The sequence below is a fragment of the Roseococcus pinisoli genome (assembly GCF_018413645.1).
GTDB classification, from domain to species: domain Bacteria; phylum Pseudomonadota; class Alphaproteobacteria; order Acetobacterales; family Acetobacteraceae; genus Roseococcus; species Roseococcus pinisoli.
The window spans coordinates 40,809-56,782 of sequence record NZ_JAHCDA010000005.1 but is presented as its reverse complement, the minus strand read 5'-3'; the positions used below and the strand labels follow the sequence as shown (position 1 = coordinate 56,782).

Here is a 15,974-nt window from a genome sequence, read left to right as displayed (position 1 = left end):
CTCAGCGGGCCTCGTCGCGAAGCATGCGGATGATCCCGGAGAAGTCGGTGCCCGCATCGCCGCCCTCGGCGAAGCGCCGGTAGAGGGCGAGCGCGGCCGCGCCCAGCGGCGTCGCGGCGCCGGCGGATTCCGCCGCCTGCTGCGACAGGCCGAGATCCTTCAGCATGAGGGCGGTCGCGAAGCCGGGCTTGTAGTCGCGGTTGGCGGGGCTGCCCGGCACCGGCCCGGGCACCGGGCAATAGGTGGTGAGCGACCAGCTCTGGCCGGAGGATTTGCTCGCCACCTCGAACAGCGCCTCGTGACTGAGGCCGAGCTTCTCGGCCAGGGCGAAGGCCTCGCAGGTGCCGATCATGGAGATCGCGAGCAGCATGTTGTTGCAGAGCTTGGCCGCCTGGCCGGCGCCGGCCTCGCCGCAATGGACGATGGTGCGGCCCATGGCCTCCAGGATCGGCTTCGCGCTGGCGAAGGCCTCGGCGGGGCCGCCCACCATGAAGGTGAGGGTGCCGGCCTCGGCGCCCATGGTGCCGCCGGAGACGGGGGCGTCCAGCATCGGCCGCCCGGCGGCGACGGCGCGGGCGGATTCGACGTCGATGGTGGAGCAGTCGATGAGCACGGCCTTCGGCTCGCAGGCCGCGGCCATGCCGCCGGCGCCCAGCCAGGCATCCCGTACATGCGTGCCGGCGGGGAGCATGGAGATGACGAAGTCGGCGCCGCGGGCGGCATCGGCGGCGGACTGCGCCCGGCCCACGCCGTCCTGCGCGGCGGCGTCCATGGCGGCGGTGCTGAGGTCGTAGCCGCGCACCTCATGGCCCTTCTTCGCGAGGTTGCGCGCCATGGGCAGGCCCATATTGCCGAGACCGACGAAACCGATGCGTGCCATTCGCGCCTCCTCCTTGCTTTCCAGTGAGGCTAGGCCAAGCCTCAGCCCGCAACCACCCCGGGCCGCCCGGCCAGCGTGACGAAGTGGCCTCGGTCCTCCCGCGGCGCGTCCGGCTGCTGGACATGTCCGACGGCGCGGTAGGTCGCCTCCAGCCGGTCCGCCCGGGCGACGTGGCGCGTGTAGCCGCGGCGGTTGCTGTGGAACTTCAGGTGCGGGTTGATCGACATGGCGGCGGCGGCCGTCGGCTGCGCCTCGCTGCCATCGCCCTCGCTGGTGATCGAGGTGCCGACGAACTCCACCGCCACGGGCGGACCGTCCGGCCGGGCCTGGAGGTCGTTGGCCCAGGCGCGATGGACGTCGCCGGTCAGGACCGCCGCGTCGCGGCCCGCGAGCATGGCGAGCAGGCGTTCACGCGCCGCCGGGTAACCATCCCAGGAATCCATGCTGCGGCCGCCATTGGGGAAGAGGCGTGGCGCCACGAAGATCTGCTGGCCCAGCAGCTGCCAGCGGGCGGAGCTTCCGGCGATGCCCGCGCGCAGCCAGGCCTCCTGCACGGCCCCCAGGACCTGCGCCTCCGGCCGGGCGACGGCCTCGCAGGGCAGGGCGGTGCCGTCGCCGCAGGGCTGGTCGTCGCGGAAGCGGCGCGTGTCGAGCACGTGCAGGTCCAGCGTGCGGCCGAAGCGCAGCCGGCGATAGGCGGTGATGTCGGTGCCGCGGGGAAGGGCAGCGGCGCGCACCGGCATGTTCTCGTACCAGGCGCGGAAGGCGGCGGCGGCGCGGAGCGCGAAGACGTCGGGCGGCGTCGCCACGGGAAAGCGGCGGCCGCCGTCCCGCTGGCTGATCAGGCCCACCCAGTTGTTCTCGACCTCGTGGTCGTCATAGGTGCAGACGAAGGGATGCGCGGCCTGCGCCGCTGCGAGGTCCGGGTCCAGCCGATACTGGGCGTAGCGCGCGCGGTAGTCCTCGAGGCTGACGGCCTCGCCCCCGTGATGCGTGCGCACCACCGGCCCCCAGCCGCCCTCGCCGGGCCGCCGGCCGCGATGCTCGTAGATGAAATCGCCATAGTGGAAGACGAAGTCGATCCCTTCCTCCGCCGCGGCATGGCGCCAGGCGGTGAAGAAGCCGTGCTCGTAATTCTGGCAGCCCGCATTGAGGAAGCGGATCGTGGCTTCGGCCCCGGGGGCCGGCGCGGTGCGCGTGCGGCCGATGCGGCTTTCCTGGCCGAGGGCGCGGAAGCGGTAGAAATAGGTCCGTCCCGGCTGGAGGCCGCGCAGCTCGACATGGACGGAATGGCCGAGCTCCGGCGTGGCCGTGAAGGTCCCGCGCTGGACGGGGCGCGTCAGGCGCTCATCCTCCGCGACCTCCCAGCCGACCTCGACCGGCGCCAGACCCATGCCACCGCCGGCGGCCAGCGGGTCGGGCGCGAGGCGCGTCCAGATCACGACCCCGTCGGGCCAGGGATCGCCCGAGGCCACGCCGAGCGCAAAGGGATAGCCTGGTGCCTGGGAGCGGGCCTGTGGCGGCTGCCAGGCCGCCAGCGCGGCCAGCCCGGCGGCGCCGCGCAGCAATCCCCGACGCGCCAGCCCGAGCAGCTGGCGCGTCGCGCTATCCACGGCTCAGGACTTCCCGCACCACGGAGCGGAATTCGCGTCGGTGCAGCTCCCGCAGCACCACGATGGAGGCGATGATCAGTGCGAAGGGATGGATGATCCAGCCCAGCGCCGCCAGCCCGAAATAATAGGCGCGCAACCCCGTGTTGAAGTGTCGCGCCGCGCGGTTCGCGACCTGCGCGGCGGCCTCCGCCTGCACGATATAGCCGTCGCCATGGCCCAGCCCGCCGATCAGGATCGAGGTGTAGTTGAACTGGCGCAGCGCCCAGGTCAGCTCGAAGAAGGCGCGGATGAAGATGAAGACCAGCAGGAAGATCCGGATTTCCCAGGCGACGTCGCTGGTCGGCGGATCGGTGAAGGGGAGGTTGAGCAGCACCCGCCTGCCGAGATCCGATGCGCTCAGCAGCGCTACCAGCCCGCCCAGGATGAAGATGGAATTATTCGCGAGGAAGGAGGTGCTCGTCATCAGGTTGTTGACGATCGAGACGTCGCTGATGCGGTTCTCGCGGTCGAGCAGCGCGAGCATCCAGCGCCGCCGGTGCTCGTCCATGGAGGCGATCACCGAGCGGGAGCGGATGGACGGGACACGGTCCACGATGGCCGAATATCCCGCCCAGCACAGGAAGAACACCGCCAGCGCCACATAGTCGAGCGGCGAGAGCAGGTTCACGGCGTCACCTCACCCGAAGAAGGTGCAGAGGACGCCGCGGGCCATCAGGCCATCGCCTTCTTCAGGTTCTCGTCGAGCGCCGAGAGGAAGGCCTGCGTCGAGAGATAGGCCTGGTCCTTGCCGATCAGGATGGCGAGATCCTTGGTCATCTGGCCGCCCTCGACGGTCGAGACGCAGACCTTCTCGAGCGTCTCGGCGAAGTTCACCACGTCCGGCGTGTTGTCGAACTTGCCGCGATAGGCGAGGCCGCGCGTCCAGGCGAAGATCGACGCGATCGGGTTCGTCGAGGTCTCGCGGCCCTTCTGGTGCTCGCGGAAGTGGCGCGTCACCGTGCCGTGCGCCGCCTCGGACTCGACCGTGTTGCCGTCCGGGGAGAGCAGCACGGAGGTCATGAGGCCGAGCGAGCCGAAGCCCTGCGCCACGATGTCGGACTGCACGTCGCCATCGTAGTTCTTGCAGGCCCAGATGTAGCCGCCTTCCCACTTCAGCGCCGAGGCCACCATGTCGTCGATCAGGCGGTCCTCGTAGGTGATCCCGCGCTTCTCGAACTCCGCCTTGAACTCGGCGTCGTAGATGGCGCGGAAGATGTCCTTGAAGTTGCCATCATAGGCCTTGAGGATGGTGTTCTTGTGGCTGAAGTACACCGAGTAGTTGCGGGCCAGGCCGTAGTTGAACGAGGCGCGGGCGAAGCCCTCGATCGACTTGTTCAGGTTGTGGATCATCATCGCCACGCCGCCGGTCGCCGGCATGGAGAACTCGCCGATCTCCTGCGGCTGGCCGCCCTCGGGCGTGAAGGTCATCTTCACGGTGCCGGCGCCGGGAACCTTCATCTCGACCGAGCGGTAGATGTCGCCATAGGCATGGCGGCCGACCACGATCGGCTTGGACCAATGCGGCACCAGGCGCGGCACGTTCTGGCAGATGATCGGCTCGCGGAAGATCGTGCCGTCGAGGATGTTGCGGATCGTGCCGTTCGGCGACTTCCACATCTTCTTGAGGCCGAACTCGGCCACGCGGGCCTCGTCGGGCGTGATCGTCGCGCACTTCACGCCGACGCCGTACTGCTTGGTGGCATTCGCCGCGTCGATGGTGACCTGGTCGTTGGTCTGGTCGCGGTACTCGATGCCGAGGTCGTAGTACTTCAGGTCGATGTCGAGGTAGGGATGGATCAGCTTGTCCTTGATGAAGGCCCAGATGATCCGGGTCATCTCGTCGCCGTCCATCTCGACGACGGGGGTCTTCACCTTGATTTTCGCCATATCCTGAGCCCTCTTGGACCTCCTGCACGGGAGGCCGCGTGATGTTGCGATGCGGCCGCACAATCGCACCCCCCCAGGACAGGGGCAAGAGAGGGGCCGCCCGGCTTGACCCTCATCCCCGTTGCCCGAAGCTGGAGGCAACGCGAAGCGGGGAGGAAAAAATGGCGGAACTGGCAGGCCGGGTGGCCGTGGTGACGGGCGGCGCACGGGGCATCGGCCTCGCCATCGCCGAACGGCTGGCGCGCGACGGCGCGCGGATCGCCCTTTGGGACAGCGACCTCGATGCGGCGCGGGCCGCCGCGGCGCGGATCGGCGGGCATGCCGAAAGGGCCGATGTCACCGACGCCGCCAGCCTCGACGCCGCGCTCGCGGGCACGGAGGCAGCCCTCGGCCCCTGCGACATCATGGTCGCCAATGCCGGCATCACCGGGCCGAACCACCGGCTGGAGGATTACCCGGTCGGGGATTGGCGCCGGGTGATCGAGGTAGATCTGGTCGGCGTCTATCTCACCTGCCGCTGCGTCGTGCCCGGCATGCGCGCCCGCAATCGCGGGCGCATCGTCAATATCGCCAGCATCGCGGGGAAGGAGGGCAATCCCATGGCCTCGGCCTATTCGGCGGCGAAGGCGGGGGTGATCGGCCTGACCAAATCGCTGGGCAAGGAGTTGGCGGAAACCGAGGTCCGGGTGAACTGCATCACGCCGGCCGCCGTCGAGACCGAGCTCTTCCAGCAGATGACGGTGGAGCAAGTCGCCTGGATGAAGTCGAAAATCCCGATGGGCCGCTTCGGCCTTGCCGCCGAAGTGGCTGCGATGGCGGCCTTCCTCGCCTCGGACGAGGCGAGCTTCTCGACGGGCGCGGTCTTCGACTGCTCGGGCGGCCGCGCGGTCTACTGAGTCAGACCGCGCTGCTCCAATCGCCGGGGACGAAGCGGTAGCCGTTGCCGTCCTTGAGGAAGTGCCCCTGGGCCGGGAAGGGGAAGTGATAGCCGGTCACGCGCATGCGGTCCGTCGCCACCCGGTCGAGCACGCGGCGGCGGCTGGCGGCGGCCATGTCGCCGTCGAAGTCGAAGACGATCTGCCAGTCGGGCTTCGGCGCCATGATCTCCGGCCGGTTGGTGATGTCGGCCAGGAAGACCATCTGCTCGCCGCCATCGGCGATGTGGTACATCGTGTGGCCCGGCGTGTGCCCATAGGCGGCCATGGCCCGGATGCCCGGCACCGCTTCCGCGCCGTCGGCGATCTGGCGGATGCGGCCCTGATAGGGGGCGAAGCGGGTCTTCACATTGGCGAAGGTGCCGCGCTGGCCCTCGGGGCTGCGGGTGACGTTGCCCTCGTCGGTCCACCACGCCCATTCGGCGGCGGGCACGACGATCTCCGCATTCGGGAAGAGGCGCTCGCCGCCCGCGGAGCTGAGGCCCGAGATATGGTCCCCATGGAAATGGCTCATGACGACCGCGACGACGCGGGCCGGGTCGATCCCCGCCGCGCGCATATTGGCCGCGGCCTGGCCGCTGGTGGCATTGCCCGCCTGGGTGGCATTGCCGGCATCGAAGACGACGAGGCCGCCGGGCGTCGCCACGAAGGTAAGGGTGAAGGGGATCGTCAGCGTGTCGGCCGGCATGAAGTTGCTGGCCAGCACGGCCTGGACCTCGTTGAGCGGCGCGTTGCGCACGAAGCCCTCGACGGGGCGCCGGGCGAAGCCGTCATGCACGGTGGTGACGGTCAGCCCGCCCACCTTGAACCGATAGAAGCCCGGCGCCTGGGCGTTGGTCGGCGTCGGCGCGGCGGGGGCCGGCTGGGCGGCGGCGGGCCGGACCCCGTTGGGAAGCGCCAGGGCTGCGGCGATCGCGGCCGAACCGGCGAAGAGCGTGCGGCGGTCTGTGGACATGGATGTCATCTCCCCTGAGCACCGGAGGTGGGCGTTCAGCGGGCGAAGACAACCACGGATTCGAGGTGGGGAGACCAAAGAAACTGATCCACCGGCGTCGCCTGGAGGATCTTGAAGCCCGCCGCGCGCAGGGTGGCCGCGTCCCGCCCCAGGGCCGCCGGGCTGCAGGAGACGTAGATGAGGCGCTCCAGCTTGCTGCGGGCGATCTGCGCCACCTGCTCGGGCGCGCCGGCGAAGGGCGGGTCCAGCACCACGGCGACGTAGTTCTTCAGCTCGGCGGGCAGGAGGGGCTGGCGTGCGAGGTCCCGCCGCTCGGCCTGGATGCGCATCTGCGCGGCATTGGCGCCGGCGCGCAGGGCCTCGGCGGCCGCCGGATCGCCCTCGAAGGCCTCGACCAGCACGTGCTTCGCCAGCGGGAAGGAGAGGGTGCCGATACCGGCGAAGAGGTCCGCCACGCGGGCGCGGGGCGAGCGCTTCTTCGGCAGCCCGGCCAGCACCGCCTCGATGATCGCGGCCTCGCCCGGCACGCTGGCCTGCAGGAAGGCGCCAGGCGGCGGCGTGACCGTCACGCCGGAGAGGTTATGCCGCACCGGCAAGATCTGCGCGGCGATCTCGGTGCCGCCCTTGGTGCCCCAGCCGATGCGCGGCAGGCGCTCCGCCTCGGCGAAGGCCGCCAGCAGCCGGCGATCGGGCATGGAGAGCGGCATGTCGGTGCGCAGCAGGATGTCGGGCCCGCTGTCGAGCATGTTGATGAGCGCCGAGCCGAGGCGGCGTATCGCGTTCAGCCCGCGCAGCGCATCGGCGAGCCGCGGCAGGAGCGCGACGAGCTCCGGCTGCACCACGTGGCATTCGCGCATGGGGATGAGGTTGGTGGTACCGCGCTCATGGAAGCCGATCTCGATCCGGCCATCGGCCAGGCGCTCGAGCCCGAAATCGGCGCGCTGGCGGACGTGGCGCGGCGTCGGCACCATCGGTGCGACTTCCACATCCTCGTAGCCGGCGCGGGACAGCGCCTCGGCCAAGCGTCCGCGCTTCCAGGCGGCGTAGGGATGCTCGTCCCAGTGCTGCAGGGCGCAGCCGCCGCAGACGGTGAAGTGGCGGCACGGGGCCTCGACGCGCTCGGCGCTGGCCTCCAGCACCTCGACGAGGGTGGCGCGGTCCTTCGCGGCCGGAAGGGCCTCGACGCGCTCGCCGGGAAGGGTGAAGGAAATGTGCAGGGGGCCGGGAGCGATGCCGTCGCCGCCGGCGCCCATGCGCTCGATCCGATATTCGGACATGTGCGGCCTTTTTGATGAGGGACGAGGGGCGCTGCCCCTCGCGCTCCCCGCCAGGGCTTTTGGCCCTGGACCCTGGAACTGGGCGGAGATGCAAGAACATGAGGTTCTTGCTGGAGAGTTCGAGGGGGCAAAGGCCCCCTCGATGGTATCAGCCGAAGGCGTTCAGGCCCGTGATGGCGCGGCCCAGGATCAGCGCATGGACGTCATGCGTGCCCTCGTAGGTGTTCACCGTCTCGAGGTTCATGACGTGGCGGATCACGTGGTACTCGTCCACGATGCCGTTGCCGCCATGCATGTCGCGGCTCATGCGGGCGATGTCGAGCGACTTGCCGCAGTTGTTGCGCTTCACGAGGCTGATCATCTCCGGCGCCACCTTGCCCTCGTCGAAGAGCCGGCCGACGCGCAGCACCGCCTGCAGGCCGAGGGTGATCTCGGTCTCCATGTCCGCCAGCTTCTTCTGGATGAGCTGCGTCTGTGCCAGCGGACGGCCGAACATCTTGCGGTTCATCGTGTAGTCGCGGGCGGCGGCCATGCAGAACTCGGCCGCGCCCAGCGCGCCCCAGGCGATGCCGTAGCGGGCGCGGTTGAGGCAGGAGAAGGGACCCGCCAGCGAGCGCACGCCGGGGAGGCGGTTCTCATCGGGGACGAAGACCTCGTCCATCATGATCATGCCCGTGACGGAGGCGCGCAGCGAGAACTTGCCCTCGATCTTCGGCGTGGTCAGGCCCTTCATGCCGCGCTCGAGCAGGAAGCCGCCCAGCGTGCCCTCGTCGTCCTTCGCCCAGACCACGCAGACATCGGCGATGGGGGAGTTGGTGATCCAGGTCTTGGAGCCCGAGACCACCCAGCCGCCATCGACCTTCTTCGCGCGGGTGCGCATGGAGTTCGGGTCCGAGCCGGCGTCGGGCTCGGTCAGGCCGAAGCAGCCGACCCACTCGCCGGTGCGCAGCTTGGGCAGGAACTTCTGCCGCTGCGCCTCGGAGCCATAGGCGTGGATGGGGAACATCACGAGGCTGGACTGCACGGAGAAGGCGGAGCGATAGCCGCTGTCCACGCGCTCCACTTCCCGCGACATCAGGCCGTAGGCGACGTAGCTCACGCCCGCGCAGCCGTAGCCCTCGAGGGTGGCGCCCAGGAAGCCCTGCTCGCCGAAGGCGTTCATGATGGAGCGGTCGAAGGTCTCGTTCCGGTTCGCCATCAGGACGCCGGGCATCAGCTTGTCCTGGCAGAAGTCACGCGCGGCGTCGCGGATCATCCGCTCGTCCTCGGTGAGCTGCTCGTCCAGCAGGAAGGCATCATCCCACATGAAGGGGGGGGACTTGGTCTTGGTGACGACGTTCATCTTCTCGTTCCCTTCGGGTAGGCCAGACGCCGGATCAACAGGAGATGCGCGTCCTATCACGCCCCGGACACGGAAGCGCAAGCCCGCTGTCGCCTCTTCTCGCGGAGGAGACACCTTTCGGGCGGGAGATGCGTCGTCCGGGGCGGGCCGGCGGCGGAACCGCGACCCTGGGCGGCCTGGGATTACCTTGGCGGCGGCGGAAACATCACCATCGTCAGAAGGTGCCGGCGCCTGCCGCGACCTTCGCGCCCGGTCGGCGTTTGGCCAGAAACCAGATCCAGGAGGCCCGACCATGCCCATCACGATCCGCCGGCGGCGGGCATTCCTCGCCACTCCCCTGCTGCTGCCGGCCGGGGCCCTCGCCCAGGGCGTCCCGGTCAATGCGACCGAGGAGGCCATGACCGCCTTCGCCGCCCTGCCCGGGACGGTGAGCGCGGCCCTGGCCGTCGACGACCCCTCCGGCGCCTGGCAGCTGGGCCACCACCCGGACCGCCCGCTCTTCGTCGGCAGCGTGCTGAAGACCTTCATCCTCGCAGCCTATCTGCTCAAGGTGCAGGATGCCGGGCTGACGCTGGCCGAGCCCCTGGCGGTGAACGACGAGGTGCGTTCCCTGGTCAGCCCCGTGCTGGGCGAGCTCACCGGCCGGATGCCGGCGCGCTCGGTGCTGGAGGCCATGATCGCGCATAGCGACAACACGGCCACTGATATCGCCCTGAAGAAGATCGGCGTGGAGGCGGTGCGCGAGGCGATCGCGAGGGTGCCGCTGAACGGCGTGCGGCTCGCCGCCTCGACCCGGCGGATGTTCTCCTACCTCGCAGGCGCGGCGCCGGGGCAGGACCTCGGCTGGTCTGGCATGGAGGCGGTGAATGCCGACCGGCTCCCGGGCCCGGCTCGCGGGATCATGGGCGAGGGGGAGACGATGGTGGCGCCGGCCAGCACGATGGTGGCCTGGTACCGCCATGTGCTCTCGGGCCGGTTCTTCACCTCCGAGGCCGCCTTGTCGGAATTCCGGCGCATCTCGGCCATGGCCGATGCGCTGAACATCATCGTCCCGCCGGGCATCGCCGCCTATGGCAAGGGCGGCAGCATCGTGTGGAACGGCGAGAACGCGCTCTCCGTCGCGGGGCAGATGGTGGTTCGCGGCGTCCCGGCGAGCTTCTGCTTCTCGTACAACTGGCCGGGCGGGCCGGAATCCGTGGCGCCGGCGACCGAGGCGATGATCCCCGCGGTGCGCGCCGTGCTGCGGGCCGTGGCGACGCGGATCGGATAAAGAAAGGGCCAGGGCGGTCGAAACCGCCCTGGCCCCATATCTCCGGAAAAACCTGCGTCTTAGGCGGTGGCTTCCGCTTCCTCGACGGTCTCGACCGTCTCCCGCACGTCGCGCTTGGCGCGGATGGGGACGAGCATGAAGGCGGGGATGCTGTCGCCGAAGCCCAGCACCGAGGGGCCCAGATCGTCGCGATCGCGGCCACGCCCGTCGCGGGCGCGGAACTCCTCGCGGCGATATTCCTCGCGGCGGGGGCGCTCGTCACGGTCGCGGGCGCGGAACTCTTCCCGAACAGGGGCCGCGGCCTCGCGGGGCGCCTCGTCGCGGGCACGGCCGCGCGAACGGTCGTCGCGGTCGCGGCGGGGACGCTCCTCGCGGGGCGTCTCCTCTGCCGGCGGCGCGGCCTCGGCGCGGGGACGCTCGTCGCGATCGCGGCCACCGCGGCCACGCTCGCGGCCGCCACGGTCCCGTCCGGATTCGCGGCCGCCCGCGGCAGGAAGGGGTCGGCCGTTGCGGCCGCGCTTGCGCGTCGCCGCCTCGGCGATCTCCTCGTCGGTGACCGGGTCCAGCCCTTCCACCTCGAGGCGCGGGATCGGCGCGCCGGTCAGCTTCTCGATGGCCTGGATCAGCTTGCCGTCATCGGCCGTCGCGATGGAGTAGGCATGCCCCTCGCGTCCCGCGCGGCCGGTGCGGCCGATGCGGTGGACATAGTCCTCGGAGTGGAAGGGGATGTCGAAGTTGAAGACGTGGCTGAGGCCGCCGATGTCGAGGCCGCGGGCCGCGACGTCCGAGCAGACCAGCAGCCGGATCTCGTTCGCCTTGAAGGCATTCAGCGTGGCGAAGCGTGCCGACTGGTCCATGTCGCCATGCAGCTCGCCGACCGAGAAGCCGTGCCGCTTGAGCGACTTGTAGAGGATGTTCACGTCAACCTTGCGGTTGCAGAAGATCAACGCGTTCTGCACCTGCTCGCGGCGGATGAGCCGGCGCAGCGCCTCGCGCTTGTCCCGGTCCCGCACATAGGCGACGCCGGTGGTGATGGTGGTGGCGACCGTCGCCGGGCGGCTGACGGTGATTTCCTTCGGGTTCTGCAGGAAGGCGTCGGCCAGGCGGCGGATCTCGGGCGCCATCGTGGCCGAGAAGAACAGCGTCTGCCGCAGCGCAGGGATGATCGACACGATGCGCTCGACATCGGGGATGAAGCCCATGTCCAGCATGCGGTCGGCCTCGTCGATGACGAGGAGCTTGCAGTCCGCCATCAGGATGCGGCCGCGATCGAAGAGGTCGAGCAGGCGGCCCGGCGTCGCGATCAGCACGTCCACGCCCTTCTCGAGCACGTCGCGCTGGTCGTTCATGCTCTCGCCGCCGATGAGCAGCGCGTGGGTCAGGTTGAGGTACTTGCCGTACTTCACGAACTGCTCGGCCACCTGCAGCGCGAGCTCGCGCGTGGGCTCGAGGATGAGGCTGCGCGGCATGCGCGCCTTGGCGCGGCTGCCGGCAAGGATGTCCATCATCGGCAGCGTGAAGCTGGCGGTCTTGCCCGTGCCGGTCTGGGCGCAGCCCAGCACGTCGCGGCCCATCAGCACGATGGGGATGGCCTGCTCCTGGATCGGCGTCGGGTGGACGTAGCCGCTCTCGGTGACGGCGCGCAGCAGCTCGTCGGACAGTCCGAGATCGGAGAAGAGGGCGCGGGGCGGGCCGGGCTCCGCGGCGTCGTATTCCTCGTCGGAATATTCGCCATCGCCGCGCGGGGCGGGCTCTTCCGCCTCGGCGGAGGCAACCGGCTCGTCGGCGACGGCAGGTGCGGCCTCGGCCACGGTCTCCGCGGGCGCTTCGGCCGGGGCAGCCTCGACGGGGGCCGGCTCGTCGGCGACGGGAGCGGCCTCCGCCTGGGGTTCGGCTGGCTCGACGGCCGCCGGTGCGGCTTCCACCACAGGCTCGGCAGCGGCAACGGCCTCGACAGACGTCTCCTCCGCGGTGGCAGGGGCGGGCGTCTCGTGGATGATCTTGGTCTCAGTTTCAGCGATGGCCGGATCGGTTCCGGCGGGCGCGCCTGGCGCGGTGGTCTCGTTCAAAGTTTGGCTTCCTGGCCTCAGGGCCGGCGCATTGGGCGCACGGCCGGTCGGGCGGATCATGCCGCCCTCTTCTGCAACGAGCCGCATATGCGCCCGATAGGGCCGGAACGCAACACGAAACCCGTGCATTGCCTGCTGGGCGAGGGGGAATTATCCACAGCCATGCTTCGCCCTCTGCTGCTGCTCCCCGGCCTTCTTTGCGATGAACGACTGTGGCGCGACTGCCTGCCCGCCCTGCGTGGAATCGCCGATCCGCGTGTCGCCGACCTCACCCGCGACGACAGCATGGCCGAGATGGCCAGCCGCGCGCTCGACCTCGTCGACGGCGAGGAGCGCTTCGCCGTCGCGGGCCTGTCGATGGGCGGTTACGTGGCGCTCGAAGTCTGGCGCCGGGCGCGCGGGCGCGTCACCCATCTGGCGCTGCTGGACACCTCCGCCCGGCCCGATACCGAGGAACAGAAGCGCCGGCGCCGCGCGCTGATGGCGCTGTCGAAATCCGGCCAGTTCAAGGGCGTTACGCCGCGGCTGCTGCCGAGCCTCATCCATCCCTCGCGGCTCGACACGCCGCTGGCGGAGGAGGTGATGGAGATGGCGGCCCGGGTGGGGCATGACGGCTTCCTGCGCCAGCAGCTCGCGATCATGGGCCGGGCTGATTCGCGGCCCGACCTGGGCGAGATCGACGTCCCCACGCTGATCGCCTGCGGCGATGAAGATGTGCTGACACCGCCCGCGCTGCATGACGAGATGGCGGCGCTGATCCCCGGCGCGCGGCGGATGAGCTTCGGGAATTCGGGCCATTTGCCGACGATGGAAGTGCCCGAGCAGGTCGGCGCGGCGCTTCGCGAATGGCTCCAGGTCTGACGTCGGAGGGCCCGGGCTTCACCCTGCGACGCAGCGCGTGACACCGGGCTGGGCGCGGGCGGCGGTGGGGGTGGTGCCTTCGGGGCAGGGCCGCTGCGAATGCGTGGGCGCCGAGATGCCCCGGTCCCAGCCCCGGACATCCGGATCGGATTCCAGCAGGCCCACGCTGCTGCCGCGGGAGCAGCGGCCGCGGCCCTGCGGCGTGCCGCCATTCGGGCAGAGGTAGCGCCGGGCGGCCTCCAGCGCGGCGCCGCTGGCATGGGGGTTGCGGAGCCCGGCCATGCGCCCGCGCGACTGCGCCTCTGCCGGGAAGGGCAGGGCCAGGAGGAGGGCCAGCAGGATCAGGGCGAGGCGCATCGATGTCTCGAATCCGGGCAGCGCGATGGCGCGCAGGAGCCGCGGCCGCCGCCGAAGAAGCCAGATTACAACGGGCTGCGGCCGCCCGCCATGGCCGAAACCGCCCACCCCTTGGTGTGCCCATGGGGATCGAAAGGCGGGCGCCCCGCAGGGTAGGCTCCTTCAATGGGTAAGGCGAAGTCATCCTGGGTCCGCGCCGGAGCGCGGACTTCCCGCCGGGTGTGCGCGGCATGAAGCTGTCCCGCGTCCTGGCCGGAGGCATCCTGCTGGCCGCGCTGCTGGTGCCGATGGGCAACCCGCCTGCCGATGCCTGCGGCGTGGGCTGCCTGGAGACCCTGAGGCCTGGGGGGGCATGGGGCAGCGCGCCGTTGCCGTCGCACTCCCGGCCCCTCCCGGATGCGGCGCCGCCGCCCGTCCGCTATGGCGCCTTTTCCCTGGCACGGCCGCCCAGCTTCCGCTTCGGCGTGGCCGTGGGCCATCGCGACCCCCGCGCGGCGCGGGAGGCCGCGGAGGCGGGTTGCCGTTCCGTCCCGCGGGGCTGCACCCAGATCGTCGAATTCACCGAGGCCTGCGTCGCCGTCGCCGAGGGCGTCAGGCGCGTCGCCCTGATCATGACGAGCGACCCGCGCACCTACGAGGTCCGGGCCATCGAGATCGGCACCGCCTCCAACCCCGCGGACGCGCAGCGAGCGGCACTGCGCGAATGCGCGTCGCTGGAGCGCGGGGCGCTCCACTGCCGGCTCCTGCAGGTGTCCTGCGGGCCGCGCTAGACGCGGCCCTCGGCCTTAACCCGCCAGGATGGCGTCCGCGATCTTCTCGGCCGCCATGAGCGTCGGGAAGTTCGTGTTCGCGCAGGGCACGACCGGGAAGATCGAGGCATCGACCACCCGCAACCCCGCGACGCCGCGCACGCGCCCCTGGGTGTCCACGACCGCCCGGGGATCGTCGTCCGCGCCCATGCGGCAGGAGCAGGAGGCGTGCCAGATACCGATCGTGGCCTTGCGGATGAAGGCCTCCAGCGCCGCGTCGTCGGTCATCACCTGGTCGAAGGTGAAGCCTTCGATCACGTATTTCTCGATGAAGCGGCGGCGGATGAATTCCGGCCCGTCCATGATCAGGCTGATGGCGGAGGTGAGGAAGCGGTTCTTGCTGTTCACCACGCCGAGCTTGCGCACGCGGTCGCTGTAGCTGGCCGGGAAGTGGTTGGAGGTGAGCTCGCCGAGCTCCCCGGTCATCTGGATGGCGGCCATCATGCGGAAGCCGGTCATCAGCCGGTCGAGGTCGCGGCGGTCGGAGAGGAGGTTGAACTCCACCACCGGCTCGGCGCGCCAGTCGGCCGAGGCAAGGCGCACCTGGCCCGTCTCGGAATAGGTCTTGTTCACCCAGATCAGGAAGGAGGCGACCTGCTTGCCCACCGCATGCCAGGCCGACTTGCTGACGGCGGCCGCGAACATGTCGCCGGCCGGGATGCCCTCGAGGCCCGAGGAGTAGCGCAGCCCGACCTGGATGTGCCGGCGGGTGTGCACGTCGTCCATGCGGGCGCTGCGCTTGAGGTGGGAAGAGAGCGAGATGGCCGGATGGTCCATCAGCCCCTGTCCCACGCCCGGCAGGTTGTGCCGGACCTCGACGCCCATCTCGCGCAGATGCGCCACGGGGCCGATGCCGGCGCGCAGGAGATGCGCCGGCGAATGGATGGCGCCCGAGGAGAGCAGCACCTCGTTGGCGCGGAATTCCTGCTCCTGCCCGCGCACCAGCGCCTTCACGCCGACGCAGCGCAGCCCCTCGAAGAGGAGGCCCGTCACCTGCGTCTCGGTGGAGATGGTCAGGTTCGCGCGCTTGCGGGTCTCGCGGTCGAGATAGCCCATGGCCGCGGAGGCGCGCTGCTCGTCCTGGTTCGAGATGGTGATGGAGAAGTAGCCATCCTCGAAGACGCCGTTCTGGTCCGGCAGGTACTTGAAGCCGGCGGCCTTGAAGGCTTCGCAGGCCGCCTTGGCATGCGGGCCGAGGTGTTCCTCCTTCAGGCGGCGGACCGGGATGCGGCCGTCCTTGCCGTGCAGCGGGCCGTCGAAGTCGAGGTCGCGCTCCACCTTCTTGAAGTAGGGGAGGACGTCGTCCCAGCCCCAGCCCTCGGCGCCGCGCTCCACCCATTCCTCGAAATCGGTCGGCGCGCCGCGATTGGCCATCTGGCCGTTGATGGAGGAGCCGCCACCCAGCACGCGCGCCTGCTCGTACTTGCGCAGCGGCGGGCGCTCCTCGGGCCGGTTGTGCGGCACGACCTGGGTATGGACCTTGAGGTCCGTCCAGTGGAAGCGCGGATCGAAATAGGCCGTGCCGGGATAGCTGTCCTTGATCTCCGCCGGCTCATCGCCGGGGGGCGTGTCCGGCCCGGCCTCGCAGACCAGCACCCGGTTGCTCCCGCTCGCCGAAAGCCGATGCGCGAGCACCGAGCCGGCGGAGCCACCGCCGACGATGATGTAGTCGTAGATCAT

The 15,974-nt window shown here is 70.3% G+C and carries 14 protein-coding genes; 4 read left to right on the top strand and 10 right to left on the bottom strand.

The annotated features are described in order from the left end of the window. Nucleotide 1 precedes the first annotated feature (1 nt). Genes mmsB through KHU32_RS21040 form a run of 4 tightly spaced genes read right to left on the bottom strand, consistent with a single transcriptional unit; the run spans nt 2 to nt 4,419 of the window. Nucleotides 2–904 (bottom strand): 3-hydroxyisobutyrate dehydrogenase, encoded by a 903-nt coding sequence (gene mmsB, locus KHU32_RS21055; protein WP_408887866.1) that lies wholly within the window; start codon nt 902–904, stop codon nt 2–4. 17 nt (nt 905–921) lie between these two features. Continuing rightward, on the bottom strand, nt 922–2,493 hold the full coding sequence (locus KHU32_RS21050) for an alkaline phosphatase D family protein (RefSeq protein ID WP_213672148.1): 1,572 nt from the start codon (nt 2,491–2,493) through the stop codon (nt 922–924). Then, nucleotides 2,486–3,160, bottom strand: a complete 675-nt coding sequence (locus KHU32_RS21045) for a DUF599 domain-containing protein (protein WP_213672147.1) — start codon at nt 3,158–3,160, stop codon at nt 2,486–2,488. Before KHU32_RS21045 ends, KHU32_RS21050 begins: the two co-directional genes overlap by 8 nt. Before the next feature lie 44 nt (nt 3,161–3,204). Further along, nucleotides 3,205–4,419 (bottom strand): NADP-dependent isocitrate dehydrogenase, encoded by a 1,215-nt coding sequence (locus tag KHU32_RS21040; RefSeq protein WP_213672146.1) that lies wholly within the window; start codon nt 4,417–4,419, stop codon nt 3,205–3,207. Nucleotides 4,420–4,580: 161 nt separating this feature from the next. On the opposite strand from KHU32_RS21040, the gene KHU32_RS21035 reads away from it, so the two are divergent. Further along, nucleotides 4,581–5,315, top strand: coding sequence for an SDR family NAD(P)-dependent oxidoreductase (locus KHU32_RS21035; protein WP_213672145.1), 735 nt, complete (start codon nt 4,581–4,583; stop codon nt 5,313–5,315). Nucleotide 5,316: 1 nt separating this feature from the next. On the opposite strand, the gene KHU32_RS21030 is transcribed toward KHU32_RS21035, so the two are convergent. The 3 genes from KHU32_RS21030 to KHU32_RS21020 all read right to left on the bottom strand — a co-directional run bounded on the left by KHU32_RS21030 (nt 5,317) and on the right by KHU32_RS21020 (nt 8,928). Beyond that, nucleotides 5,317–6,309: an MBL fold metallo-hydrolase gene (locus KHU32_RS21030; protein WP_213672144.1), complete on the bottom strand. Its 993-nt coding sequence runs from the start codon at nt 6,307–6,309 to the stop codon at nt 5,317–5,319. Nucleotides 6,310–6,344: 35 nt separating this feature from the next. Further along, nucleotides 6,345–7,586 carry a class I SAM-dependent RNA methyltransferase gene (locus KHU32_RS21025; protein WP_213672143.1) on the bottom strand — a complete coding sequence of 414 codons (1,242 nt, stop codon included), beginning with the start codon at nt 7,584–7,586 and terminating at the stop codon, nt 6,345–6,347. 148 nt (nt 7,587–7,734) lie between these two features. After that, entirely contained in the window at nt 7,735–8,928 is a 1,194-nt protein-coding gene (locus KHU32_RS21020) for an acyl-CoA dehydrogenase (protein ID WP_213672142.1), read from the bottom strand. Nucleotides 8,929–9,220: 292 nt separating this feature from the next. Here KHU32_RS21020 and KHU32_RS21015 point away from each other — a divergent pair, with 292 nt between their 5' ends. Then, a complete protein-coding gene (locus KHU32_RS21015; RefSeq protein ID WP_213672141.1) occupies nt 9,221–10,198 on the top strand; it encodes a serine hydrolase in 978 nt (325 codons plus the stop codon). 59 nt (nt 10,199–10,257) lie between these two features. Here KHU32_RS21015 and KHU32_RS21010 read toward each other — a convergent pair whose 3' ends face one another. Next, nucleotides 10,258–12,327, bottom strand: coding sequence for a DEAD/DEAH box helicase (locus tag KHU32_RS21010; RefSeq protein ID WP_213672140.1), 2,070 nt, complete (start codon nt 12,325–12,327; stop codon nt 10,258–10,260). 102 nt (nt 12,328–12,429) lie between these two features. Between KHU32_RS21010 and KHU32_RS21005 the strand changes: the two genes are divergently transcribed. Next, nucleotides 12,430–13,128 carry an alpha/beta fold hydrolase gene (locus KHU32_RS21005; protein WP_213672139.1) on the top strand — a complete coding sequence of 233 codons (699 nt, stop codon included), beginning with the start codon at nt 12,430–12,432 and terminating at the stop codon, nt 13,126–13,128. Nucleotides 13,129–13,146: 18 nt separating this feature from the next. On the opposite strand, the gene KHU32_RS21000 is transcribed toward KHU32_RS21005, so the two are convergent. Continuing rightward, nucleotides 13,147–13,485 carry a hypothetical protein gene (locus KHU32_RS21000; protein WP_213672138.1) on the bottom strand — a complete coding sequence of 113 codons (339 nt, stop codon included), beginning with the start codon at nt 13,483–13,485 and terminating at the stop codon, nt 13,147–13,149. A 230-nt stretch (nt 13,486–13,715) separates the two neighbouring features. On the opposite strand from KHU32_RS21000, the gene KHU32_RS20995 reads away from it, so the two are divergent. After that, nucleotides 13,716–14,255: a DUF4189 domain-containing protein gene (locus KHU32_RS20995; protein ID WP_213672137.1), complete on the top strand. Its 540-nt coding sequence runs from the start codon at nt 13,716–13,718 to the stop codon at nt 14,253–14,255. 15 nt (nt 14,256–14,270) lie between these two features. On the opposite strand, the gene KHU32_RS20990 is transcribed toward KHU32_RS20995, so the two are convergent. After that, nucleotides 14,271–15,974 (bottom strand): GMC family oxidoreductase, encoded by a 1,704-nt coding sequence (locus KHU32_RS20990; RefSeq protein ID WP_213672136.1) that lies wholly within the window; start codon nt 15,972–15,974, stop codon nt 14,271–14,273.

What these genes read in the sequence shown, in the direction of transcription:
- KHU32_RS21035 (WP_213672145.1), top strand. Translation starts at nt 4,581, where the DNA reads ATGGCGGAACTGGCAGGCCGGGTGGCCGTGGTGACGGGCGGCGCACGG.
- KHU32_RS21000 (WP_213672138.1), bottom strand. Translation starts at nt 13,485, where the DNA reads ATGCGCCTCGCCCTGATCCTGCTGGCCCTCCTCCTGGCCCTGCCCTTC.
- KHU32_RS21005 (WP_213672139.1), top strand. Translation starts at nt 12,430, where the DNA reads ATGCTTCGCCCTCTGCTGCTGCTCCCCGGCCTTCTTTGCGATGAACGA.
- KHU32_RS21025 (WP_213672143.1), bottom strand. Translation starts at nt 7,586, where the DNA reads ATGTCCGAATATCGGATCGAGCGCATGGGCGCCGGCGGCGACGGCATC.
- KHU32_RS21020 (WP_213672142.1), bottom strand. Translation starts at nt 8,928, where the DNA reads ATGAACGTCGTCACCAAGACCAAGTCCCCCCCCTTCATGTGGGATGAT.
- KHU32_RS21040 (WP_213672146.1), bottom strand. Translation starts at nt 4,419, where the DNA reads ATGGCGAAAATCAAGGTGAAGACCCCCGTCGTCGAGATGGACGGCGAC.
- KHU32_RS21010 (WP_213672140.1), bottom strand. Translation starts at nt 12,327, where the DNA reads ATGATCCGCCCGACCGGCCGTGCGCCCAATGCGCCGGCCCTGAGGCCA.
- KHU32_RS20995 (WP_213672137.1), top strand. Translation starts at nt 13,716, where the DNA reads ATGAAGCTGTCCCGCGTCCTGGCCGGAGGCATCCTGCTGGCCGCGCTG.
- KHU32_RS20990 (WP_213672136.1), bottom strand. Translation starts at nt 15,974, where the DNA reads ATGATCTACGACTACATCATCGTCGGCGGTGGCTCCGCCGGCTCGGTG.
- KHU32_RS21030 (WP_213672144.1), bottom strand. Translation starts at nt 6,309, where the DNA reads ATGTCCACAGACCGCCGCACGCTCTTCGCCGGTTCGGCCGCGATCGCC.
- KHU32_RS21015 (WP_213672141.1), top strand. Translation starts at nt 9,221, where the DNA reads ATGCCCATCACGATCCGCCGGCGGCGGGCATTCCTCGCCACTCCCCTG.